The organism is Pseudomonas sp. ENNP23 (genome assembly GCF_001728945.1).
GTDB classification, from domain to species: Bacteria; Pseudomonadota; Gammaproteobacteria; order Pseudomonadales; family Pseudomonadaceae; genus Metapseudomonas; species Metapseudomonas otitidis.
The window spans coordinates 36,177-58,823 of record NZ_LYSP01000010.1 but is presented as its reverse complement, the minus strand read 5'-3'; the positions used below and the strand labels follow the sequence as shown (position 1 = coordinate 58,823).

Below are 22,647 nucleotides of genomic sequence, written 5' to 3'. Positions count from 1 at the left end.
TCCCGGCACCGTGGCGGTGCCGGGATCGCTGGAGCAGGGCTCAGGCCTTGCCGGAGAGCTTGTCGATCGTGCGCAGTTCGCCAGGCAGCACAGCCTGGACCGACTCCCGGGCACGGATGCGCTGGTAGTGGGCGGCAAGCGCCGGCCAGCGGCTGGCATCGATGGTTTCGCCACCATGCTCCATGTTGATCAACTGGCAGCACAGGGCCAGGTCCGCCATGGTCGGGCCTTCGCCGACGAAGTAGTCGGCATCGCCCAGGGTCTTCTCCAGGTAGTCGAAGTGGGGCGGCAGCTTGTCCGAGAGCGCTGCCTTTATCGCCTCCTCGTCCGACGGTTTGCCCATGGTGGGCTTGAGCACCCGGTTGCGGAATACCGTGAAGGTGGTGAGCGGGGCGAGTTCGTAATCGGCGTACTTCTCCAGCCAGCGGATGCGCGCGCTCTGTTGCGCATCGCTCCCGTACAGCGGCATCCGCTCGGGGTGCTGCTCTTCCAGGTACTGGCTGATCACGCTGGAGTCGGCAAGGGTAACGTCGCCGTCACGTAGTGCGGGAATGCGGCCCAGCGGGTTCAGCTCCCGGTACCAGGCCGGCTGGCCGAACGGAGTGATGATCTCCAGCTGGTAGTCCAGCGCCTTCTCCAGCAGGCACAGGCGAACCTTGCGCACGAAAGGGGACAGGGGCGCGCCGTACAGGGTGATGCTCATCGTTGTTGTCCTCGTCTGAGCAGGGCGGGGGGCGTATCAGTCGTAGATGTTCTTCTTCTTCCACATGTCCTCGTCGTCCAACTGGTCGAGACCGGCGGTGAGTTCGCTCGGTTCCTCCGGGGCGGGCTTCTTGTCGAGGGAGAGGGCATCGGCACGGGCCAACTGGGCTTGCAGGGCCTGCAACTGGGTCTTGTAGCGGGTCGGGTCGGGCTGCTTCTGCAGATACTGCACGCCGCGCTCGAAGGCCAGGCGGGCCTGGCGGGGCTGGCCGTCATGCAGCGCCTGGGTGCCTATGTTGGTGAAGAACTCGATGTGCAGCTGCACCAGCATGCCGCGGATGTCGTTGACCCAGCGTTTGGCATCGGCCACCGGCAGGTAGCCGTCCTTCGCCGAGCGGGTGAGCTGGCCATGCAGGGATTCCAACTGGAAGCGCACTTCCTTGGCCTGGGCTTCGTTGAGCACCTTGAGTGGCGCATTGCGGATCGGCATGCCTTCGCCCAGGTTCACCAGGCCGCGCAGCTCTTCTATCTGCACCTTCAGTTGTGCATTGCCTTTATCCAGAGGCAGGAGGCGCTCACAGAACAGCAGTTGCAGGCGGGTGAGGGTGAGCTTCAGTTCGGGTGTCATGAACTGGCCGGGCAGGGACTCGGACAGGTCGGCGCAGCGGCGCCAGCGGTCCTGGAGGTCGGCACGCTGGCGCGCCTTCTCCAGCTTGCTGTTTTCCACCATGTGATTGGCATAGCCGATGACCAGCAGCAGAACGATGCCGGCTATTACCATCAGGGTGATCAGGAGTGGGGACATCTTCTTACAGCTCCCGTGGATTGAGCGTTTCGCCGGAGTGTAGTGGCTTGGCTTGTCCCCTCATAGCTCTGCGTCATGTTTTGATCTGAAGTCTTTGATTTTGAAAAGTTTTTGATAGAGGGTTGACGACTGTCGAATGGCTCCCTAGAATGCGCGCCACTTCGACGCGATGCCCGAAAGGCAAAGCGAAAGAAGCCGGAAGAAAGCGTCAAAGCTGTTGTAAGTTCCGGGCCGCGTCCCCTTCGTCTAGTGGCCTAGGACACCGCCCTTTCACGGCGGTAACAGGGGTTCGAGTCCCCTAGGGGACGCCAATTTTTCGGTTGTATTGCGGGAATAGCTCAGTTGGTAGAGCACGACCTTGCCAAGGTCGGGGTCGCGAGTTCGAGTCTCGTTTCCCGCTCCAGTTTGTTCAGGCAGTGCTTGAAAAGCGTTGTTTGTCCCCTTCGTCTAGTGGCCTAGGACACCGCCCTTTCACGGCGGTAACAGGGGTTCGAGTCCCCTAGGGGACGCCAGTTTCACGGTTGTATGCGGGAATAGCTCAGTTGGTAGAGCACGACCTTGCCAAGGTCGGGGTCGCGAGTTCGAGTCTCGTTTCCCGCTCCAGTGTTCAAGCAGTGCTTGAAAAGCGTTGTTTGTCCCCTTCGTCTAGTGGCCTAGGACACCGCCCTTTCACGGCGGTAACAGGGGTTCGAGTCCCCTAGGGGACGCCATTTTTCGTTTGTATTGCGGGAATAGCTCAGTTGGTAGAGCACGACCTTGCCAAGGTCGGGGTCGCGAGTTCGAGTCTCGTTTCCCGCTCCAGATAAACAAGAACGCCGCTCACTGAGCGGCGTTTTTGTTTGTGCAGTGAAAAGCTGTCCGCCTTTCCCCGTGCCTTTCTGATTCCACCGACCACCCCGAAAGGGCGGCCGGTGATCATCTTTCAGTGCTTGCTGGCGTCGTCGCCCAGGGCAAGCAGCTGTTTTTCCTGGTTCCAGTCGAACGGTTCGTCGTTCTCTTCCGCCTCGAAGCGGCGCTCGTCGAGGCGCTGGAACAGGGCGATTTCCTCATCCGGCATGAAATGCAGGCAGTCGCCGCCGAAGAACCACAGCAGGTCGCGCGGTACCAGGTGGGCGATCTGCGGGTAGCGGTGGAAGACCTGGCTGATCAGGTCCTGGCCCAGGTATTGGCTGCCTTCCGGGTCGCGGGGCAGTTCGGTGATCAGCTCGTCGAAGCGCTCGACGAACAGGGCATGGTTCTCTTCGGGAACCTGCTCGGCCTCGCCCAGGGCGACCAGGATGCCGCGCAGGTGGTGGAGCAGGGCGAGGTGATGGTCGAGGTAGGGGTTGGACATGGCGGTACATCCTGGAACGAATCAATGAACGGGCGCGGAGTATAAGGCCCTCCGCGCCCGCTGTCCCGCTGGGGCTCAGCGCACCTTGCCCGCCGTTGGCAGCAGCGCCTCCTTGTCGAAGTCATCCACGTCGATCACCACCCGCCGCGCGGCCTCGGCGGCGCGCAGGCGTCGGGCGGCTTCGGCGTCCAGCACGCCAGCGGCCAGCGCGGCGTCCACCGGGTGTTCGCCGGCCGTCGGCTTGACGCGCCCATCCTTGAGCGCCTTGTGCAGCTCCCGCTGCAGCGGCTGGACGTCGGCGAGGGCGTCCACGGCGCGCTGCAGGGCCGCTACCGGATCGTCCTCGGCGGAAGGCCGGAAGCAGCCGGCCAGCACGCTTTCCAGCGCCGGGTCGCCGCTGTCGCGACCGAGGATTTCGGCCACTTCAGCATCCAGCGCATCCGACGGGCCTTTGTGGCGACGGCCAAGCGGGAACACCAGCACCTGCAACAGGCAGCCGAGGATGCGGCTGGGGAAGTTGGCGAGCAGGCCCGCCAGGGCGTCCTCGGCCTTGCCCAGAGACTCTTCCAGAGACCAGCGCACCAGCGGCCGCAGGTGCTCCGGGTGATCCAGATCGTGGTAGCGCTTGAGCGCGGCGGAAGCCAGGTAGAGGTGGCTGAGCACATCGCCCAGGCGGGCGGACAGTCGCTCGCGGCGCTTCAGCTCGCCCCCCAGCAGCATCATGCTCAGGTCCGCCAGCACGGCGAAGGCTGCGGCGAGCCGGTCGAGGCTGCGGAAGTAACCCTGGGCCAGGGTGTCCCCCGGCGCAGGGCTGAGGCGCCCCGCGCCCAGGCCCAGCAGTAGGGTACTGGCGGCGTTGCTCACGGCGAAGCCAACATGGCGCAGCAGCAGCTCGTCGAATTCCTCCAGCGCACGCTCACGGTCCTCGCGGGCGGCCAGGGCCATTTCCTTGAGCACGAACGGATGGCAGCGGATGGCGCCCTGGCCAAAGATCATCAGATTGCGCGAGAGGATGTTGGCGCCTTCCACGGTGATGAAGATCGGTGCGCCTTGCCAGGAACGGCCCAGGTAGTTGTTCGGGCCCATGATGATGCCCTTGCCGCCGTGCACGTCCATGGCGTGGCCGATGCATTCGCGGCCGCGCTCGGTCAGGTGGTACTTGAGGATGGCCGAGAGCACCGAGGGTTTCTCGCCCAGGTCCACCGCATTGGCGGTGAGCACGCGCGCGGCGTCCATCAGCCAGGCGTTGCCGCCGATGCGGGCCATGGCCTCCTGGATGCCCTCGAACGCCGACAGCGGCACGTTGAACTGTTCACGCACGCGGGTGTACTGGCCGGTGACCAGGCTGGTGTACTTGGCCGCGCCGGTGCCCACCGCCGGTAGCGAGATGGAGCGGCCGACGGAGAGGCAGTTCATCAGCATCATCCAGCCCTTGCCGAGCATGGCCTGGCCGCCGATCAGGAAGTCCAGCGGGACGAACACGTCCTTGCCGGAGTTGGGGCCGTTCATGAAGGCGGCGCCCAGGGGCAGGTGGCGGCGGCCGATGTTCACCCCGGGGGTGTCGGTGGGGATCAGGGCCAGGCTGATGCCCAGGTCTTCCTCGTCACCCAGCAAGTGGTCGGGGTCATAGGCCTTGAAGGCCAGGCCGAGCAGGGTGGCCACCGGGCCGAGGGTGATGTAGCGCTTCTCCCAGGTCAGGCGCAGGCCGATCACCTCTTCGCCCTTCCACTGGCCCTTGCAGACGATGCCGACGTCGGGCATGGCGCCGGCGTCGGAGCCCGCCAACGGGCCGGTGAGGGCGAAGCAGGGGATATCCTCGCCACGGGCCAGGCGCGGCAGGTAGTGCTGGCGCTGTTCATCGGTGCCGTAGTGCAGCAGCAGCTCGGCGGGGCCGAGGGAGTTGGGGACCATCACCGTGGAGGCGAGGTCGCCGCTGCGGGTGGCCAGCTTCATGGCGACCTGGGAGTGGGCGTAGGCGGAGAAGCCCTTGCCGCCGTATTCCTTGGGAATGATCAGGCCGAAGAAACCGTTGGCCTTGATGTGCGCCCAGGCTTCCGGAGGCAGGTCCATGCGTTGGCCGATGTCCCAGTCGCTGACCATGGCGCAGAGTTCTTCGGTGGGGCCGTCGATGAAGGCCTGCTCTTCGGCGGTGAGCGCCGGGCGCGGGTAGTCGAGCAGCGTGTTCCAGTTCGGGCGACCGCTGAACAGCTCGCCGTCCCACCACACGGTGCCGGCTTCGATGGCGTCGCGCTCGGTCTCCGACATGGGCGGCAGTACGCGCTGGAACCACGCGAACAGCGGAGCGGTGATCAGCTTGCGGCGCATGTCCGGCAGGGCCAGGGGCAGGGCCGCCGCGAGCCAGAGAATCCAGAGGATCGCCAGCAGCCACCCGGGCGAGTGGCTGAACACCCCCATGGCCAGCAGGTACAGGGCGACCGCCCCGAGGGCGGGCAGGGGAGCGGTGCGGCGGTGCGCCAGCCAGGCGACCCCCAGTACCAGAACGAGCAACCAGAGAAACACCATGCTTGATCCTCCTTGAGGACGACGCGGCCGCCGTCACGGGTCAGGGTGTCGCCAGGACGGCGACAGGGGCGTTCAGCTTGGCCGGATCGTCGTGCCGGCAGGGCGTCGCCTGCTTCTAGCCTGGGGCCTGTCCCCACGGGAGCAACGCCATGCAGTCCAGCCTACGATCCGGTCGCTATCGTTGATAGTGACCACCCCCTGGTGGTTGAGTTCGCCTTGCGCAATCGCGGCGAAAGCCCGCACCCGCGTGACCAGGCGGTCAGACTCTATCACGCCGTGCGCGACGGCAATCCGCTACAACCCCTACACCTTCAGCCGTGACCCGGAGACGCTCAAGGCCAGCCATGCCTTGATGGCGGGGGCAGTCCTACTGCGTGCCCAAGGCCATCCTCCTGGCGGCTTGCGCGCGGGTCTGCGGCATCCCTGCCCGCATCGGCCTGGCGGACGTGCGCAACCACCTGGCCACGCCGCACCCGCTGCAACTGCTCCGGAGCGTGTTCGCCATGCACGGCTACACCGAACTGCACCTGGACGGCCGCTGGGTGAAGGCGACGCCGGCGTTCAACCTGGCGCAGTGCCGGGTCTTCGGTCATCAGCAGCAGGTCCACCCGCACCTGTTCGAGCTGGACGCCGCCTTCATGAGCGGCGATCTGCAGGCCGAGGCGGCCGCTCCCGACGGGACGGATGCCCAATCCTGAGGGTGTCGCCACCCCTCCCTCATCGATAGAGGCTATCAATGCAAATCCCTGGTCATCTGCGGGGGCAATGCCTCTAGAATGTCGGCCTGCCAAGCTGCTGGAGCCGCGACATGCTGAAGATCTGGGGCCGGAAGAACTCCTCCAACGTGAGAAAGGCTCTCTGGGCTGCCGAGGAAGTCGGTGTGGCCTACGAGCCCATCGACGCCGGGGGCGCGTTCGGCCTGGTCAACGAGCCGGCCTACCGGGCGATGAACCCCAACGGCCTGGTCCCGGTGATCGAAGACGGCGACCTGGTGCTCTGGGAGTCCAACGCCGTCGTCCGCTACCTGGCCGCGCGCTACGCCGCCGGCACCCTCTACCCCGAAGACCCGGCTGTCCGCGCCGTGGGCGACAAGTGGATGGACTGGACCAGCACCACCCTGGCACCGGCATTCCGCGAGCTGTTCTGGGGCACGGTGCGTACCCCGCCGGCCGAGCGTGACCCTGCGTGCATCGCTGCCGCCCTGGCGCGTTGCAGCGAGCTGCTGGCCCTGCCTGAGCAGGCCCTGGCGAAACAGCCGTACCTCTCCGGCGAAACCCTGGCGATGGGCGACATCCCCCTGGGCTGCTTCATCTACGCCTGGTTCGAAATGCCCATCGAGCGGCCGCCGCAACCCGCGCTGGCGGACTGGTACGAGCGACTCAAGGTGCGGCCGGCCTACCGCCGTGCGGTGATGACTGCACTGACCTGATGCTAGGCTCACACCCCCGAGCGCTGCGCCGGGCCTTGCCGCCTGATGCAGCGCCTTTGCACATACCTGACTGAAGGCACGTTCCCTCCATGACTTCCGCACTGTCCATCCGGCAGTTGACCAAGACCTATGGCAACGGCTTCCAGGCCCTCAAAGGCATCGACCTGGAAGTGGCCGAAGGCGATTTCTTCGCCCTGCTGGGCCCCAACGGGGCCGGCAAATCCACCACCATCGGCATCCTCTCCACCCTGGTGAACAAGACCAGCGGCACGGTGAGCGTGTTCGGCAACGACCTGGACAAGAGCCCCTACGCCCTCAAGCGCTGCCTGGGCGTGGTGCCCCAGGAATTCAACTTCAACCAGTTCGAGAAGGTCTTCGACATCGTCGTCACCCAGGCCGGCTACTACGGCATCCCGGCGAAGATCGCCAAGGAGCGCGCCGAACAGTACCTGACCCAACTGGGCCTGTGGGAGAAGCGCAACGCCGCTTCCCGCGAACTGTCCGGCGGCATGAAGCGCCGCCTGATGATCGCCCGCGCCCTGGTGCACCAGCCGCGCCTGCTGATCCTCGACGAGCCCACCGCCGGCGTCGACATCGAGCTGCGCCGCTCCATGTGGAGCTTCCTCACCGACCTCAACGCCCAGGGCATCACCATCATCCTCACCACCCACTACCTGGAAGAGGCGGAGCAGCTCTGCCGCCACATCGGCATCATCGACCACGGCACCATCGTCGAGAACACCAGCATGAGGGCGCTGCTGAAGACGCTGCATGTCGAGACCTTCCTGCTGGACCTCAAGAACACCCTCGCCACGGCGCCGTCCCTGGTGGGCTACCCGGCCTGTCTGGTGGACGACCACACCCTGGAGGTGCAGGTGGAGAAGAGCCAGGGCGTCACCGAGCTGTTCCGCCAGCTTTCCGCCGCCGGCATCGAGGTGCTGAGCCTGCGCAACAAGACCAACCGCCTGGAGGAGCTGTTCGTGTCCCTGGTCGAGAAGAACCTGTCGAAGGTGGCCGTATGAGTTCGGAACTGCGCGCCAACCTGGTCGCCCTCAACACCATCGTCTACCGCGAAGTCCGCCGCTTCACCCGTATATGGGCACAAACCCTGCTGCCCCCGGGCATCACCATGGCGCTGTACTTCATCATCTTCGGCAACCTGATCGGCCGGCAGATCGGCGACATGGGCGGCTTCACCTACATGGAGTACATCGTCCCGGGGCTGATCATGATGTCGGTGATCACCAACTCCTACAGCAACGTGGTGTCCAGCTTCTTCGGCAGCAAGTTCCAGCGTTCCATCGAGGAGCTGCTGGTCTCGCCGGTGTCGCCCCACACCATCCTCCTCGGTTACACCATCGGTGGCGTGCTGCGCGGCCTGGCTGTGGGGGTGATCGTCACCCTGCTGTCGCTGTTCTTCACCCACCTGCAGGTGCACCACCTGGGCGTCACCGTCATCGTGGTGCTGCTGACGGCGACCATCTTCTCCCTGGGGGGCTTCATCAACGCGGTGTACGCGCGCAACTTCGACGACATCTCCATCGTCCCGACCTTCGTGCTGACGCCGCTGACCTACCTGGGCGGGGTGTTCTACTCCATCAGCCTGCTGCCGGCGTTCTGGCAGAAGGTGTCGCTGATCAACCCGATCCTGCACATGGTCAACGCCTTTCGCTACGGCATCCTCGGCGTGTCCGACATCAATATCGGCGTGGCCATCGGGCTGATGCTGCTGACCACCCTGGTGCTCTACATCGTCTGCGTGCGCCTGCTGGTGAGCGGGCGTGGGATGCGCCAGTAAGGCATCGCTGATGGGGGCGAGGGCGCTCCAGCCCTAGGCGCGAGCGCTGTTCGCGAACCGTGGCTGGTGCTGGACGCCTGTGTCGTGGGAGCGAATTCATTCGCGAATGAAGGCCCGTACCGGGCGTCGCGGTTGAACCGCTTCCACGCCGCCTGGCCCGCCTCCGAAATGCATCCATCCCGATACAAACCGTCACAGACTGCCTGCATCTTTACGTGCCTCTGACAAAACTCCGCCGATACTCCCGGTAGACTTTTTCATTTTCGAAAAAAACGACTCGAAAAGAGGCTGTAGATGATGGTTCGCCGCCGCGCCTGGCTCCTGCTGCTATTGGGGTTGATCACCTGCCCGGCGTTCGCCGCCAACCCGCCACTGGTCGAGGTGGCCGAGCCCCAGCGTGCCCTGGTCCGGGATGAACTGGTGACTTTCGGCTCCCTGCGCTCCGACGAGTCGGTAACGCTGCGCCCGGAAGTGGACGGGCGCCTCGCACGCCTGCATTTCCGCGAGGGGGAGGCGGTCAAGGCCGGCGACCTGCTGGTCAGCCTCGACGATGCCATCGCCCGTGCCGAGCTGGACCAGGCCCAGGCCAACCTCGACCTGGCGGAGAAGAGCTACCAGCGCGCCCAGATGCTCTACAAGCGCGGCGCCAGCAACGCCCAGGCCCAGGACGAGGCGCTGTCGCAACAGCAGGCTGCTCGCGCCAGCCTGGCGCTGGCCCAGGCGCGCCTTGACAAAACCCAGCTCCGCGCGCCCTACGACGGCGTTCTCGGCCTGCGCCAGGTCAGCCCCGGCGACTACCTCAGCGCCGGGCAGGACATCGTCAACCTCGAAGTGCTCGACCCGCTCAAGGTGGATTTCCGCATTCCGCAGAAGGCGGTGGCTCAGGTGCAACTGGGGCAAGCGGTGGAGATCAGCGTGGACGCTTACCCGGGCGAGCGCTTCCAGGGGCGGATCAGTGCCCTCAACCCGCGCCTGGACGAGGTGGGGCGCAGCCAGGCGATCCGGGCCGAGATCGCCAATGCCGACCGCCGTCTCAAGCCGGGCCAGTTCGTGAAGGTCTCGGTGATCCTCGCCGAGCGCCCGGATGCCCTGCTGGTCCCCGAGGAAGCGGTGATCCCGGTGGGACGCCAGTTGTATGTCGCCGTGGTGGTGGACGGCAAGGTGGCGCGCCTGCCGGTGCGCATCGGCCAACGCCAGCGTGGGCTGGCCGAGGTGGTCGAAGGCCTCGCCGGCGACGAACAGGTGATCACCGCCGGGTGGCAGAAGGCCGCGCCGGGGCAGGAGGTCCGGACCGTCGCGCGGGGTGAGTCATGACCCTCTCCGACCTGTGCATCCGTCGGCCGGTGTTCGCCACCGTGCTGTCCCTGGTGGTGGTCCTGCTGGGGCTGATGGCCTACCAGCGGCTGACCGTGCGCGAGTACCCGAACATCGACGTGCCGGTGGTCACGGTCAACGTCATCTACCCCGGCGCCAGCCCGGAGATCATGGAGTCCCAGGTGGCGCAGCCCATCGAGGATGTGCTGTCGGGCATCCAGGGGCTGGACTTCGTGTCCTCCATCAGCCGCTCCGAGAACACCCAGATCACCGCGCAGTTCCGCCTCGGCAGCAACGCCAACGAGGCGGCCAACGACGTGCGCGACCGCCTCGGGCGGGTGCGCGGCCTGTTGCCGGACGAGATCGACGAGCCGGTGGTGCAGAAGGTCGAGGCCGATGCCCAGCCGGTGGTCTGGCTGGCCTTCTACAGCGACCAGCACAGCGCCATGGCGATCACCGACGTGCTGGAGCGGGTGGTGCAGGACCGCCTGCAGACCATCCCCGGCGTTTCCGAGGTGCAGATCCGCGGCGCCCGCACCTACGCCATGCGCATCTGGCTCGACCCGGAGAAGCTCGCCGCCCATGACCTCACCGTGCAGGACGTGGAGGCCGCCCTGCGCCGGCAGAACGTGGAGATCCCTGCCGGCCGCATCGAGTCGGTGCAGCGCGAGTTCAGCGTGCTGGCGGAAACCGACCTGAAGACCCCCGAGCAGTTCAACGACCTGATCATCGACGACCGCCGCGGCTACCTGCTGCGCCTGTCCGACGTCGGCCATGCCGAGATCGGCGCCGCTGACGAGCGCTCCCTGGTGCGCTTCAACGGGCGCCAGGCGGTTTCCCTCGGGCTGGTCAAGCAGGCCACCGCCAACCCGCTGGACATCTCCGACGGCCTCAACGCCGCCTTGCCCGACGTGCGCAGCCTGCTGCCGGACGGCATGGAGATGGCCATCGCCAACGACAACTCGCTGTTCATCCGCGAATCCATCGCCAACGTCTACACCACCATCTGGGAGGCGGTGGTGCTGGTGGTGCTGATCATCTTCCTGTTCCTGCGCTCCCTGCGGGCGACGCTGATCCCGCTGGTGACCATCCCGGTGTCGCTGATCGGCGCCTTCGCCCTGATGGCGCTGATGGGGTTCTCCATCAACACCCTGACCCTGCTGGCCATGGTGCTGGCCATCGGCCTGGTGGTGGACGACGCCATCGTGGTGCTGGAGAACATCCACCGCCATATCGAGGCGGGCCTGTCACCGGTGCAGGCGGCGTTCAAGGGCAGCCGCGAGATCGCCTTCGCGGTGATCGCCATGACCCTGACCCTGGCGGCGGTCTACGCGCCCATCGGCTTCATGCAGGGCACCTCGGGCAAGCTCTTCACCGAGTTTTCCTGGACCCTGGCCGGCGCGGTGCTGGTCTCCGGCTTCGTGGCCCTCACCCTGTCACCGATGATGTGCGCTCAGTTGCTCCGGCCGCACCGGGCGGAGCAGCGCCATGGTCGCCTGTACAACCTGATCGAAGGCTTTCTCAACGGCCTCACCTACAGCTACCGGCACCTGCTGGAGCGGGTGTTGCGCGCCTGGGTGCTGATCGCGCTGTTCCTCGTCGGCGTGCTGCTGCTGTGCCTGTGGATGTTCAGCGGCCTGCGCAGCGAGCTGGCGCCCACCGAGGATACCGGCACCATCGTCAGCACCCTCAACGGCCCGGATGGCGCCACCCTGCAGTACACCGCGCGCTACGCCCGGCAACTGGAAGAGGCCTACCGCGGCATCCCCGAGGCCAACCGCTACATGGTGGTGGTGGGCTTCCCTACCGTGGCCCAGGGAATTTCCTTCCTCAAGCTGGAGGACTGGAGCGCGCGCAGCCGCAGCCAGTTCGAGATCCGCGACGCCCTGCTGCCCAAGCTACAGGACATCCCCGGTGTGCGGGCCTTCCCGGTGAACCGCCCGCCGCTGGGGCAGAGCGCGCGCAACCAGCCGGTGAACTTCGTCATCCGCTCGTCCCTGGAGTACGCCGAGCTACAGCAGTACGTGGACCAGTTGCTGCAGCGGGTGCGTGACTACCCGGGGCTGGAGAGCATCGACACCGACCTCAAGCTCAACACCCCGCAGCTCAAGGTCACGGTGAACCGCGAGCAGGCCACCGCCGTGGGCACCGACGTCGCCACCATCGGCCGCAGCCTGGAAAGCCTGTTCGGCAGCCGCCAGGTGACCCGCTTCAAGCAGAACGGCGAGCAGTACGACGTGCTGGTGCAACTGGCGGACGTCGACCGCAGCAACCCGGACGACCTCAACCGGGTCTACGTGCGCGGGCGCGACGGCAGCATGGTGCAGCTCTCCAACCTGATCGAGGTGGAGGAAACCGTCGCCCCTCGGGAGCTGAACCACTTCAACCAGTTGCGCGCGGTGACCCTCAGCGCCAACGTCGGCTCCGGCTACACCCTGGGGGAGGCGCTGGACCACCTGGAGACGGTGGCCCGTGAAGTGCTGCCCGCCGAGACCCAGTTCGACTACACCGGCATCTCCCGTGATTTCAAGGCCTCCGGCGCGGGCGTGGCGCTGACCTTCGCGCTGGCGCTGGTGTTCATCTACCTGGTGCTGGCGGCGCAGTTCGAGAGCTTCGTCGATCCGCTGGTGATCCTCTTCAGCGTGCCGCTCTCCATGGCCGGCGCGCTGCTGGCGCTGGAGCTGTTCGGTGGCACCCTGAACATCTATTCCCAGGTGGGGATGGTCACCCTCATCGGGTTGATCACCAAGCACGGCATCCTCATTGTCGAGTTCGCCAACCAGCAGTTGCGCGAGGGTCGTGGTCTGGATGAGTCGGTCATGGAGGCGGCCGTGCAGCGGCTGCGGCCGATCCTGATGACCACCGGCGCCATGGTGCTGGGCTCCCTGCCGCTGGCCATCGCCACCGGCGCCGGGGCGGAGAGCCGCCGGCAGATCGGCATGGTCATCGTCGGGGGGCTGCTGGTGGGCACGTTCTTCACGCTGTTCGTGGTGCCCACGCTGTACCGCAAGCTGCGCCAGTGGCGGCCTATCCGCCCGCTGGTGGAGCGGGAGGCGGGGGAGGTGCCGGGGGCCTGATCAGGCGCGCACGCGCTCCTGCTGGGTGACCTGCTGGCAGATCTCGATGATCTGCTCGCGCATCCAGCGGTTGGCCGGGTCCTGGTCGGTGCTTTCGTGCCAGTAGAGGTGGGTCTCCAGGGCGGGCACGTCGTTCACCGGCAGGTCGACGAAGTGCAGGTCGTGGCGGCGGGCGAAGCGCTCCGGCACGGTCATCGCCATGTCGGTGCTCTGCAGCACGGTGGAAGCCATCATGTAGTGCTGCGAGCGCAGCGCGACCTTGCGCTGGATGCCCATCTTGCCCAGGGCCAGGTCCACGTAGCCCAGGCCGTTGCGGCGGCTGGAGATGTGGATGTGCGACAGCGAGAGGTACTCGTCCAGGCTGATGCGCTCCTTGGCCAGCGGATGGCCACGGCGCATGGCGCACACGTAGCGGTCCTCCATCAGCTTCACGTGGCGCACCTGCGGGTCGGTGTTCAGTGGCGCGTCGACGGCGAAGTCCAGGCGCCCGGCGGCCAGCTCCTTGGTGGTCTCGCGGCGCTTGGCGAGGAAGCTCTCCACCTGCACCTGGGGCGCCAGGCGGCGCAGGCGCTGGAACAGCAGCGGCAGGATCACCGCCTCGCTGAGGTCGGTCATGCTGATGCGGTAGGTCTTGTTCGCCTGCAGCGGGTTGAAGGTGCGGCTCTCCTGCACCGAGACCCGCAGCAACTGCAGCGCGTTGCGCACCGGGCCGATGATGTTCTGCGCCATCGGCGTGGGCACCATGCCCTGGGCGGTTCGGACGAACAGCGGGTCGTTGAAGGTCTCGCGCAGGCGGGCGAGGGCGTTGGACACGGCGGGCTGGGTGATGCCGACGATCTGCCCGGCACGGGTCAGGTTGGCCTCGGTGTAGATGGCGTCGAAGACGATGAACAGGTTCAGGTCCACCTTGTTGAGGTTCATGCCGCACGTGCTCCTTGGATTGTTCTTGTCGAGGGATGCACCATATCGCTTATGAATGTTCATGCATATCGATAATAGGCTGGGTAAATCTTAATCCCTGTTCTAGCATTCTTTCCAGACTCTCCAGGTCATTCCTCACCCTCCTCAGAAGGTACGCCGCATGGATTTCGCCTATTCGCCCAAGGTCCAGGAACTGCGTGAGCGCGTCACCGCGTTCATGGACACCTACGTCTATCCCGCCGAGCCGGTGTTCGAGAAGCAGGTCGCCGAAGGCGACCGCTGGCAGCCCACCGCGATCATGGAAGAGCTCAAGGCCAAGGCGAAGGCCGAAGGTCTGTGGAACCTGTTCCTGCCCGAGTCCGAATACGGTGCCGGCCTGACCAACATGGAATACGCGCCCCTGGCCGAGATCATGGGCCGCTCGCTGCTGGGCCCGGAGCCGTTCAACTGCTCCGCGCCGGACACCGGCAACATGGAAGTGCTGGTGCGCTACGGCAACGAAGCGCAGAAGAAGCAGTGGCTGGAGCCGCTGCTGCGTGGCGAGATCCGCTCCGCCTTCGCCATGACCGAGCCGGGCGTGGCTTCGTCCGATGCCACCAACATGGAAGCCCGCGCCGAGCGCCAGGGTGACGAGTGGGTCATCAACGGCCGCAAGTGGTGGACCTCCGGCGCCTGCGACCCGCGCTGCAAGGTGATGATCTTCATGGGCCTGAGCAACCCGGATGCGCCGCGCCACCAGCAGCACTCCATGATCCTCGTGCCCACCGATGCCCCCGGCGTGAAGATCCTCCGCCCGCTGCCGGTGTTCGGCTATGACGACGCCCCCCACGGCCACGCCGAGGTGCTGTTCGAGAACGTCCGCGTGCCTTACGAGAATGTGCTGCTGGGCGAAGGCCGTGGCTTCGAGATCGCCCAGGGCCGCCTCGGCCCAGGCCGTATCCACCACTGCATGCGCTCCATCGGCATGGCCGAACGCGCCCTGGAGCTGATGTGCAGGCGCGCCGTCAGCCGCACCGCCTTCGGCAAGCCCCTGGCCCGCCTGGGCGGCAACATCGACAAGATCGCCGACTCGCGGATGGAGATCGACATGGCCCGGCTGCTGACCCTGAAGGCGGCCTACATGATGGACACCGCCGGCAACAAGGTGGCCAAGAGTGAGATCGCCCAGATCAAGGTGGTGGCGCCCAACGTCGCCCTGCGGGTGATCGACCGCGCCATCCAGATCCATGGCGGCGCCGGCGTCTCCAACGACTTCCCGCTGGCCTACATGTACGCCATGCAGCGCACCCTGCGCCTGGCCGATGGCCCGGACGAAGTACACCGCGCCGCCATCGGCAAGTACGAGATCGGCAAGTACGTACCGCGCGAGATGATGCGCAGCAGCCACTGATCGCCCGCGCAGCAACAGCGAGGCCCGCACGGTTCACCGTGCGGGCCTCGTGCGTATCAGGGGCTGTGGGCTCCAGTCGCGCGCGGGCATCAGGTGGGCCGTGGCCGAAACCGCATCTGCTGCCTGATCAGTTGCGTGACAAACAGTGGGTCAATCCTGGTGGGGCTGGGAGGGTTCCGAGGGGCTGCTGGCGGCTGCGTGCTGTGCGCGCAGCCATTCCAGGCGCTGGTGCAGTTGGGCGGCGAAGGTGCGGGCGGCCAGTTCTTCGTGGAAGTTCACCGCCCGCGCACCCATGCGCACCTGCCAGATCACCCGACCCCGTTGTTCGAGTACATCGATCCGCACGTCCTTCATCGCTGCCCGCGCTCCTCCTGATGGACCGGCTGCGGCTTGCGTGTGCGGATCAGCGAGATCAGCACGCCACCGGCCAGGAGGCCACAGGTTACGCCAAGGGAAACCAGGGCGGGAATCTTGCCGATGAAGCTCTGCAGGAAAATCTTGCCGCCGATGAAGATCAGCACCAGGGCCAGGGCGTACCTGAGGTAGACGAAGCGGTGCATGAGCGCTGCCAGGGCGAAGTACAGCGAACGCAGGCCGAGGATGGCGAAGATGTTCGAGGTGTAGACGATGAACGGGTCCTGGGTGATGGCAAAGATCGCCGGGACGCTGTCCACCGCGAACACCAGGTCGGCCAGCTCGATCAGCACCAGGGTCAGGAACAGCGGCGTGGCATGCAGCAGGGTGCCCCCGCCGGCGGTGGGCAGCCGCACGAAGAAGCGCTTGCCGTGCAGGTCCTGGGTCAGGCGCAGGTGCCCCCGCAGGAAGCGCAGCACCGGGTTGTGCGACAGGTCGCGCTCGCCCTGGTCGCGGCTGAGCAGCATCTTCACGCCGGTGAACAGCAGAAAGCCGCCGAACAGGTAGAGCATCCAGTCGAAGCGCTGCACCAGCGCCGCGCCGACGCCGATCATCAGCGCCCGCAGCACGATCACCCCGAGAATCCCCCAGAACAGCACACGGTGCTGGTAGAGCCTGGGCACGGCGAAGAAACCGAAGATCATCGCCATGACGAACACGTTGTCCATCGACAGCGACTGCTCCACCAGGAAGCCGGTGTAGAACTCCAGCGCCGGCTGCGCCCCCAGCTCCCACCAGACCCAGCCGCCAAAGGCCAGCCCGGCGGTGAAGTAGCCGCTGTAGAGCAGCAGGCTTTCGCGCACGCCGATCTCGCGCTCATGGCGGTGCAGCACACCCAGGTCGAACGCCAGCAGCGCCACCACGACCAGCAGAAAGCTCAGCCACAGCCAGGTGGCGGTACCGAGGAAGTCGGTGAACAGGAATGCGTGAAGGGCCTCCATCGGTACTCCTTGTCCCGGGCAATCGACGCACAGCGCGTGATGCACTGTGCATGGATAACTATGGACCCGGGCAAGGGGCGGAGGTGCGGTAAAACAGCGCGTCAGTAGACCCAGACTTCGACGCGACGGTTGCGGATGCGGCCTTCGTCGCTGTCCGCTGCCACCGGCAGTTCGTCGCCGAGGCCGACGATGTCGCGGAAGCTTACGCCGGCCTTGGCCAGCTCGCGGCGAACCGCCATGGCACGCAGCTTGGAGAGCAGGGCTGCACGGCTCGGGTCCGGCTTGGCGTCGCCGAAGCCCACCAGCACCACCTGGTTGGCCAGCTTGCCGCTGTCCTTCAGGTAGGCCATCACCCGCTCCACGTCACGCAGTGCCTTGTTGTCGAGGTTGGCGCTGCCCTCCTGGAAGCGGAAGTTCACCGACAGCCGCTGCGCCTCGCCGGCCAGTTGGCGATAGGCTTTGGGCATGCCGATCTGGGGCGTCACCTTCACCGTTTGCACCGTCTGGGCGACGAACCCGGTCTGGGCGACGATGGCCTGGCCACGTGGGCCCTGGGCGAAGCGCACCAGCGCCTGGGCCCAGGCGTTCTTTTCGCCCGGCTTCACATAGAGGAACAGCCGGCGGGAGAGCGGGTAGTCCTCGGTGGCGATCAGGGTGGTGGACGGGCCCATGGCCTGTGAGTCGCCATCGGCAATCGCCAGGGTGTGCGCCTTGCCTACCGAGGCCAGCCCGACGAAGCCGATGCCCTGCGGGTCGGCAGCCACCGCCTCGGCCAGGCGATCGTTGGATTCGAAGCGGTTGGCACCGGCTGCCAGGGTCTTGCCGTGGCTGGCCAGCACCAGTTCCTTGAAGGTATCGAAGGTGCCGGATTTGTCGTCGCGGGCGTAGAGGTGGATCGCGCCGCCCTTGCCGCCAAGCTCTTCCCAGGTCTTCACCTCGCCGGCGAAGACACGCGCCAGTTGGGTGGTGTCCAGCTTTGCCAGCGGGTTGGACGGGTGCAGGATGATCGCCAGGCCGTCGATGGCGATGACGTTCTCGCTGTACTGGCTGCGCAGGTCGCCGAAGTGCTTCAGGTCCGCCGCTTCGGCATCCTTGATCGGGCGGGAGGAGGCGGCCAGGTCCGCGCTGCCGTCCTTGAGGGCAACGAAGCCGGTGCCCGAGCCGTGGGCGGCCACATTGATCCGCACCTCGCGCCCGTTCGGGGCACGGCCGATCAGTTGCACTTCATTCTCCTGGCTGCCGGCTTCCTGGCGGATGTTGCCCAGGCCTTCTTCCTCCATCAGGCCGCGTACCAGGGCCGGCCCCAGCTTGGCGCCAATGGTGTTGGAGCCCTGGATGCGCAGCGCCGGTGAGCGGTCGGCGGGGACGGGCAGGGCGGCGAACACCGACCAGGGCAGGGCGTAACAGACGAAGCCGAGCAGCAACAGACTGAGGGTACGGCTCCAGATTTCTCGTTCGGTGACGTCGCGCGTCATGCAGCGGTGCCTTCTGTTGGGCGGGAGGAGCCGCGAGATTAAGTCAGCGAGGTGACGGTGATATGACAGAGAGGCTCTGGCGTGGGCCTCTTCGAAGGCCTAGGACGTTTCGCCCGGCCCGCCCGTCTGGCGCCTACCCCGGGTGCAGGTTCCCCCGGCATACGGGCCCCGGGGGCGTCGGTATGGTGCGCGTTTCGTTCGCCCAGGCCCCCGCCGGGGCGAGCAGGTCGCCCCGCGTGGGCAATGAAGCTGCAAGGAGTGAGAGACATGCCAGGCTTTTTCGAGCTGAAGAAATACGGCAGTGGCGAATACCGTTTTCGCCTGAAGACACGGGAGGCCCAAGTGATGGTGGAGAGCGGGCGCTACCCCTGCCGGGACAGCGCCGAGAAAGCCATCGCGCTGTTCCGCACCCACTGCGTCAACAGTGATCGCTTCGAGCGTCGCATGGCCTCGGGCGGCAAGAACTACTTCCGCCTCAAGGGCGCCGGCGAGGTGATCCTCGAGAGCCACCTGTACGACTCCGAGCCGACCCGCGAAGAAGCCATCGAGGCCATCATGCGCGTGGGCGTCACCCCGCACGTCGAAGAAGCCTGACGCGCCGGGTGAAATGAAGAAGCCCGCGCATCCTTGAGGATGCGCGGGCTTTTTCATGCCCGGCGTTTGCCAGATCAGGCGTTGCGGGCGAGCAGGGCGCGGGCCACCCGCGAGCCGTTGTCCTTGCCCAGCACGGTGCAGATGCGTTGCCCGGCGGCGGCGAGCCGGTCGAGGTCGATGCCGGTCTCGATGCCCAGGCCGTTCATCAGGTAGAGCACATCCTCGGTGGCGACGTTGCCGGTGGCGCCCTTGGCGTAGGGGCAACCGCCGAGTCCGGCGACCGAGCTGTCGAACACGCTGATGCCTTCCAGCAGGCTGGCGTAGATGTTCGCCACGGCCTGGCCGTAGGTGTCGTGGAAGTGGCCGGCCAGTTGCTCCCGGGGGATGCGCGCCCCCACCACCTCGAACATCCGGCGGGTGCTGCCGGCGTTGCCGGTGCCGATGGTGTCGCCCAGGGAGACCTCGTAGCAGCCCATGGCATGCAGCTCGGCAGCCACCGCTGCCACCTGTTCGGCGGCCACCTCTCCCTCGTAGGGGCAGCCCAGCACGCAGGACACATAGCCACGCACGCTGACGCCCTGGGCGCGGGCGGCTTCCACCACCGGCACGAAGCGCGCCAGGCTCTCGGCGATGGAGCAGTTGATGTTCTTCTGCGAGAAGGCCTCGGACGCGGCAGCGAACACCGCCACCTCCTTCACCCCGGCCTCCAGGGCGGCTTCGAAGCCCTTCATGTTCGGTGCCAGGGCGGCGTAGGTGACGCCCGGCTTGCGCTGGATCTGCGCGAACACCTCGGCGGAACCGGCCATCTGCGGCACCCACTTGGGCGATACGAAGCTGCCCACCTCCACATAGCCGAGGCCGGCGGTGGTGAGGTCGTCCACCAGGCGCACCTTGTCGGCGACGCTGATGGGCTGCTTCTCGTTCTGCAGGCCGTCACGGGGGCCGACTTCGACCAGGCGGACCTTCTTGGGGATCGTCATTGCGTCATCTCTCTCATTCATCGGCGTTCGGTGCCCGATGGGTTTCGCTTCGCTCGCGGAACGCCGTCCGACCCATCCTGCGGGTTGTTTCTGCGCAGGGTGGACATCGCTTTTCATGTCCACCGGCGGTGCTGGGCCGGGCCAGGTTGGTGGATGTAAAGAGCGACATCCACCCTACGGGGCAGCGCTCTCTCAGGCCTCGTCCAGCTCCACCAGGGCGGTGCCTTCGCTCACCAGTTCGCCTTCGCTGCAGTACAGCGCCTTGACCACCCCGGCGTGGGGCGCGCGGATGCTGTGCTCCATCTTCATCGCCTCCAGCACCACCAGGGCGGTGCCGGCTTCCACGGCCTGGCCGGCTTCTACCAGCACGCGCACGATACTGCCGTTCATCGGCGCCGTCAGCCCGCCCTGGTGGCTGTGGCTGGCCTCGGCCTCGGCGATGGGATCGACGCGGGTGATGGTGTGCAGCGTGCCGTCCCACTCCAGGTAGAGGGTTTCACCCCGGCGGATGGCCAGCAGCGTGCGGCGCACGCCGTCCAGCTCCAGGGTCAGCCGCTCGCCTTCCAGGCGGATCGGGCTGTCGGCCCGGCCGCGCAGGCGCACGACCTGGCGCTCCTCGCCGCAGGCCAGGTGCAGGTCGGTCTCGCGGGGCAGGCCCGCGCGCCAGCCACTGTTGCCACTCCAGGGCGAATGCGGGTCGTCGCTGCGCACCCGGGCGGCATCGCCCTGGCGGAAGGCTTCGGCAGCCAGTTGCCAGACCTGCTCGGGCAGGGCGGCAGGGGCGGGAAGCAGGTGTGCCTGGTGGCGCTCGATGAAGCCGGTGTCCAGTTCGGCCGCGGCGAAGGCCGGGTGGCCCAGCACGCGGCGGAGGAAGGCCAGGTTGGTGCGGAAGCCGCCCACGGCGGTGTCCTCCAGCATGGCCAGCAGGCGCTGGCGCGCTTCCTCGCGGTTCTCGCCCCAGGCGATCAGCTTGGCCAGCATGGGGTCGTAGAAGGGCGATACGTCGTCACCCTCGGCCACGCCGCTGTCCACCCGGCGGCCCTCGCCGGGCGCGGGCTCGCGGTACAGGTCCAGGTGGCCGCTGGCGGGCAGGAAGCCGCCTTCCGGGTCTTCGGCGTACAGGCGCACTTCGATGGCATGACCCATCAGCGGCACCTGCGCCTGGGTGATGGGCAGGGTTTCGCCGCGGGCGACGCGGATCTGCCAGGCCACCAGGTCGAGGCCGGTGATGGCCTCGGTGACCGGGTGCTCCACCTGCAGGCGGGTGTTCATCTCCATGAAGAAGAAGTCACCGCGTGCATCCAGCAGGAATTCCACGGTGCCGGCACCCACGTAGCCGATGGCCTGGGCCGCGCGCACAGCGGCCTCGCCCATGGCGCGGCGCTGCTCGGCCGAGAGGCCGGGGGCGGGGGCTTCCTCCACCACCTTCTGGTGGCGGCGCTGGATGGAGCAGTCGCGTTCGTTGAGGTACAGGCAGTTGCCGTGGCGGTCGGCGAAGACCTGGATCTCCACATGGCGCGGCTTGAGCACGTACTTCTCCACCAGCATGCGGGCGTCGCCGAAGGCGGCCTGGGCCTCGCGCTGGGCAGAGGAGAGCGCCTCGGCCAGGTCGGCCTCGCGCTCCACCACCTTCATGCCCTTGCCGCCACCGCCGGCGGCGGCCTTCAGCAGCACCGGGTAGCCGATGCGCTCGGCGGCGGTGCGGAAGGTCTCCAGGGCCTGGTCCTCGCCGTGGTAGCCGGGCACCAGGGGCACGCCGGCTTCCTCCATCAGCGCCTTGGCGGCGGACTTGCTGCCCATGGCGTCGATGGCGCTGGCCGGCGGGCCGAGGAATACCAGCCCGGCGGCCTCGATGGCACGGGCGAAGCCGGCGTTCTCCGAGAGGAAGCCGTAGCCGGGGTGGATGGCCTGGGCGCCGCTGGCCTGGGCGGCGGCGATCAGCGCGTCCACCCGCAGATAGCTCTCCGCCGGCTTGGCGCCGCCGAGGTTGATGGCCATGTCCGCCTCGCGCACGTGGCGGGCGTTGCGGTCGATCTCGCTGTGGACGGCCACGGTGCGAATGCCCAGCGCCTTGGCGGTGCGCATCACCCGGCAGGCGATCTCGCCACGGTTGGCGATCAGCAAGGTGGTGATCATGGTCATTGCTCCTGCCAGGAGGGTTTGCGTTTCTCCAGGAAGGCATTGAGCCCTTCCTGGCCTTCGGCGCTCACGCGGATGCGGGCGATGGCGTTCTCGGTGTAGCGGCGCAGGTTGGGGCTGAGCACCCCGCTGCCCACTTCCCGCAGCAGGTCCTTGCTGGCGCGCATGGCCTGGGGGCTGTTGAGCAGCAGGTTGGCGGTCCAGCTCTCCACCGCCTGGTCCAGTTCCTCGGCCGGGTAGCACTCGGCCAGCAGGCCCAGCTCACGGGCCCGCTCGCCGTTGAAGCGCTCGGCGGTGAGGGCGTAGCGGCGCGCGGCACGCTCGCCGATGGCCTGGACCACGAAGGGGCTGATCACCGCCGGCGCCAGGCCGATGCGCACCTCCGAGAGGGAGAACTGCGCGTCGATGGCGCCGATGGCCATGTCGCAGCAGCTGATCAGGCCCAGGGCACCGCCGAAGGCCGCGCCCTGGACCACCGCCAGGGTCGGCACCTTGAGCTGGTAGAGGGCGTACATCAGCTCGGCCAGCTCGCGGGCGTCATCCAGGTTGGCGTTGTAGTCCAGGCGGGCGGACTCCTGCATCCAGGCCAGGTCCGCCCCGGCGGAGAAGTGCCGGCCCCGGCCGCGGAGGATGAGGAAGCGCACCTGGCCGTGCTCCTTGACGGCATCCAGGGCGAGGATCAGCTCGCGGATCATCCCGGCGTTGAAGGCGTTGTTCTTGTCCGGACGGTTCAGCCAGAGGGTGGCGACGCCATTGGCGGCGATGTCCAGTTGCAGGGTGTTGAAGTCGGTCATATGGGCTCCGGGAGAGGG

The 22,647-nt window shown here is 66.9% G+C and carries 18 protein-coding genes, 6 tRNA genes and 1 pseudogene; 14 read left to right on the top strand and 11 right to left on the bottom strand.

Annotation, left to right across the window (positions count from 1 at the left end; translation table 11 throughout):
• Positions 1 to 40 precede the first annotated feature (40 nt).
• Together A9G05_RS08020 and A9G05_RS08015 are read right to left on the bottom strand one after the other, a co-directional pair.
• Entirely contained in the window at positions 41 to 703 is a 663-nt protein-coding gene (locus A9G05_RS08020; RefSeq protein WP_069560466.1) for a glutathione S-transferase family protein, read from the bottom strand.
• 36 nt (positions 704 to 739) lie between these two features.
• Positions 740 to 1,507, bottom strand: coding sequence for a hypothetical protein (locus A9G05_RS08015; RefSeq protein WP_069560465.1), 768 nt, complete (start codon positions 1,505 to 1,507; stop codon positions 740 to 742).
• Positions 1,508 to 1,742: 235 nt separating this feature from the next.
• Here A9G05_RS08015 and A9G05_RS08010 point away from each other — a divergent pair.
• From A9G05_RS08010 to A9G05_RS07985, 6 genes are all read left to right on the top strand, one after another.
• A tRNA-Glu gene (locus tag A9G05_RS08010) sits at positions 1,743 to 1,818 on the top strand.
• A gap of 16 nt (positions 1,819 to 1,834) precedes the next feature.
• Positions 1,835 to 1,910: transfer RNA gene (locus A9G05_RS08005), tRNA-Gly, on the top strand.
• 33 nt (positions 1,911 to 1,943) lie between these two features.
• Positions 1,944 to 2,019, top strand: a tRNA-Glu gene (locus tag A9G05_RS08000).
• A gap of 15 nt (positions 2,020 to 2,034) precedes the next feature.
• Positions 2,035 to 2,110, top strand: a tRNA-Gly gene (locus tag A9G05_RS07995).
• A 31-nt stretch (positions 2,111 to 2,141) separates the two neighbouring features.
• Positions 2,142 to 2,217 (top strand) — tRNA-Glu (locus A9G05_RS07990).
• 15 nt (positions 2,218 to 2,232) lie between these two features.
• Positions 2,233 to 2,308: transfer RNA gene (locus A9G05_RS07985), tRNA-Gly, on the top strand.
• A 121-nt stretch (positions 2,309 to 2,429) separates the two neighbouring features.
• On the opposite strand, the gene A9G05_RS07980 is transcribed toward A9G05_RS07985, so the two are convergent.
• A complete protein-coding gene (locus A9G05_RS07980; protein ID WP_044399693.1) occupies positions 2,430 to 2,840 on the bottom strand; it encodes a PA2817 family protein in 411 nt (136 codons plus the stop codon).
• Positions 2,841 to 2,915: 75 nt separating this feature from the next.
• Positions 2,916 to 5,363: an acyl-CoA dehydrogenase gene (locus A9G05_RS07975; RefSeq protein WP_069560464.1), complete on the bottom strand. Its 2,448-nt coding sequence runs from the start codon at positions 5,361 to 5,363 to the stop codon at positions 2,916 to 2,918.
• A 120-nt stretch (positions 5,364 to 5,483) separates the two neighbouring features.
• Here A9G05_RS07975 and A9G05_RS07970 point away from each other — a divergent pair.
• The 6 genes and pseudogenes from A9G05_RS07970 to A9G05_RS07945 form a co-directional block, all read left to right on the top strand.
• Positions 5,484 to 5,950: pseudogene (locus tag A9G05_RS07970) on the top strand (transglutaminase family protein); the annotation flags it as partial.
• 221 nt (positions 5,951 to 6,171) lie between these two features.
• On the top strand, positions 6,172 to 6,792 hold the full coding sequence (locus tag A9G05_RS07965) for a glutathione S-transferase family protein (protein WP_069560463.1): 621 nt from the start codon (positions 6,172 to 6,174) through the stop codon (positions 6,790 to 6,792).
• An 89-nt stretch (positions 6,793 to 6,881) separates the two neighbouring features.
• Positions 6,882 to 7,814, top strand: coding sequence for an ABC transporter ATP-binding protein (locus A9G05_RS07960; RefSeq protein WP_069560462.1), 933 nt, complete (start codon positions 6,882 to 6,884; stop codon positions 7,812 to 7,814).
• Complete coding sequence (locus A9G05_RS07955; protein WP_069560461.1) at positions 7,811 to 8,590, top strand: ABC transporter permease; 780 nt, start codon at positions 7,811 to 7,813, stop codon at positions 8,588 to 8,590. Before A9G05_RS07960 ends, A9G05_RS07955 begins: the two co-directional genes overlap by 4 nt.
• A 294-nt stretch (positions 8,591 to 8,884) precedes the next feature.
• Positions 8,885 to 9,904 carry an efflux RND transporter periplasmic adaptor subunit gene (locus A9G05_RS07950; protein ID WP_069560460.1) on the top strand — a complete coding sequence of 340 codons (1,020 nt, stop codon included), beginning with the start codon at positions 8,885 to 8,887 and terminating at the stop codon, positions 9,902 to 9,904.
• Positions 9,901 to 12,981 (top strand): efflux RND transporter permease subunit, encoded by a 3,081-nt coding sequence (locus tag A9G05_RS07945; protein WP_069560459.1) that lies wholly within the window; start codon positions 9,901 to 9,903, stop codon positions 12,979 to 12,981. The genes A9G05_RS07950 and A9G05_RS07945 overlap by 4 nt, the downstream gene beginning before the upstream one ends.
• Here A9G05_RS07945 and A9G05_RS07940 read toward each other — a convergent pair whose 3' ends face one another.
• Entirely contained in the window at positions 12,982 to 13,902 is a 921-nt protein-coding gene (locus A9G05_RS07940; protein WP_069560458.1) for a LysR family transcriptional regulator, read from the bottom strand.
• Positions 13,903 to 14,062: 160 nt separating this feature from the next.
• On the opposite strand from A9G05_RS07940, the gene A9G05_RS07935 reads away from it, so the two are divergent.
• A complete protein-coding gene (locus tag A9G05_RS07935) occupies positions 14,063 to 15,292 on the top strand; it encodes an acyl-CoA dehydrogenase (RefSeq protein ID WP_069560457.1) in 1,230 nt (409 codons plus the stop codon).
• Positions 15,293 to 15,442: 150 nt separating this feature from the next.
• Here A9G05_RS07935 and A9G05_RS07930 read toward each other — a convergent pair whose 3' ends face one another.
• The 3 genes from A9G05_RS07930 to A9G05_RS07920 form a co-directional block, all read right to left on the bottom strand.
• On the bottom strand, positions 15,443 to 15,646 hold the full coding sequence (locus A9G05_RS07930; protein ID WP_069560456.1) for a hypothetical protein: 204 nt from the start codon (positions 15,644 to 15,646) through the stop codon (positions 15,443 to 15,445).
• Complete coding sequence (locus tag A9G05_RS07925; protein ID WP_069560455.1) at positions 15,643 to 16,647, bottom strand: TerC family protein; 1,005 nt, start codon at positions 16,645 to 16,647, stop codon at positions 15,643 to 15,645. Before A9G05_RS07925 ends, A9G05_RS07930 begins: the two co-directional genes overlap by 4 nt.
• A 101-nt stretch (positions 16,648 to 16,748) precedes the next feature.
• Entirely contained in the window at positions 16,749 to 18,122 is a 1,374-nt protein-coding gene (locus A9G05_RS07920; protein WP_069560454.1) for a substrate-binding domain-containing protein, read from the bottom strand.
• A gap of 267 nt (positions 18,123 to 18,389) precedes the next feature.
• Here A9G05_RS07920 and A9G05_RS07915 point away from each other — a divergent pair, with 267 nt between their 5' ends.
• On the top strand, positions 18,390 to 18,716 hold the full coding sequence (locus A9G05_RS07915; protein WP_069560453.1) for a YegP family protein: 327 nt from the start codon (positions 18,390 to 18,392) through the stop codon (positions 18,714 to 18,716).
• A gap of 74 nt (positions 18,717 to 18,790) precedes the next feature.
• On the opposite strand, the gene A9G05_RS07910 is transcribed toward A9G05_RS07915, so the two are convergent.
• From A9G05_RS07910 to A9G05_RS07900, 3 genes are all read right to left on the bottom strand, one after another.
• Entirely contained in the window at positions 18,791 to 19,696 is a 906-nt protein-coding gene (locus tag A9G05_RS07910) for a hydroxymethylglutaryl-CoA lyase (RefSeq protein WP_069560452.1), read from the bottom strand.
• A gap of 192 nt (positions 19,697 to 19,888) precedes the next feature.
• Entirely contained in the window at positions 19,889 to 21,838 is a 1,950-nt protein-coding gene (locus A9G05_RS07905) for an acetyl/propionyl/methylcrotonyl-CoA carboxylase subunit alpha (protein ID WP_139131101.1), read from the bottom strand.
• Entirely contained in the window at positions 21,835 to 22,629 is a 795-nt protein-coding gene (locus A9G05_RS07900) for a gamma-carboxygeranoyl-CoA hydratase (protein WP_069560450.1), read from the bottom strand. The genes A9G05_RS07905 and A9G05_RS07900 overlap by 4 nt, the downstream gene beginning before the upstream one ends.
• Positions 22,630 to 22,647: the final 18 nt, after the last annotated feature.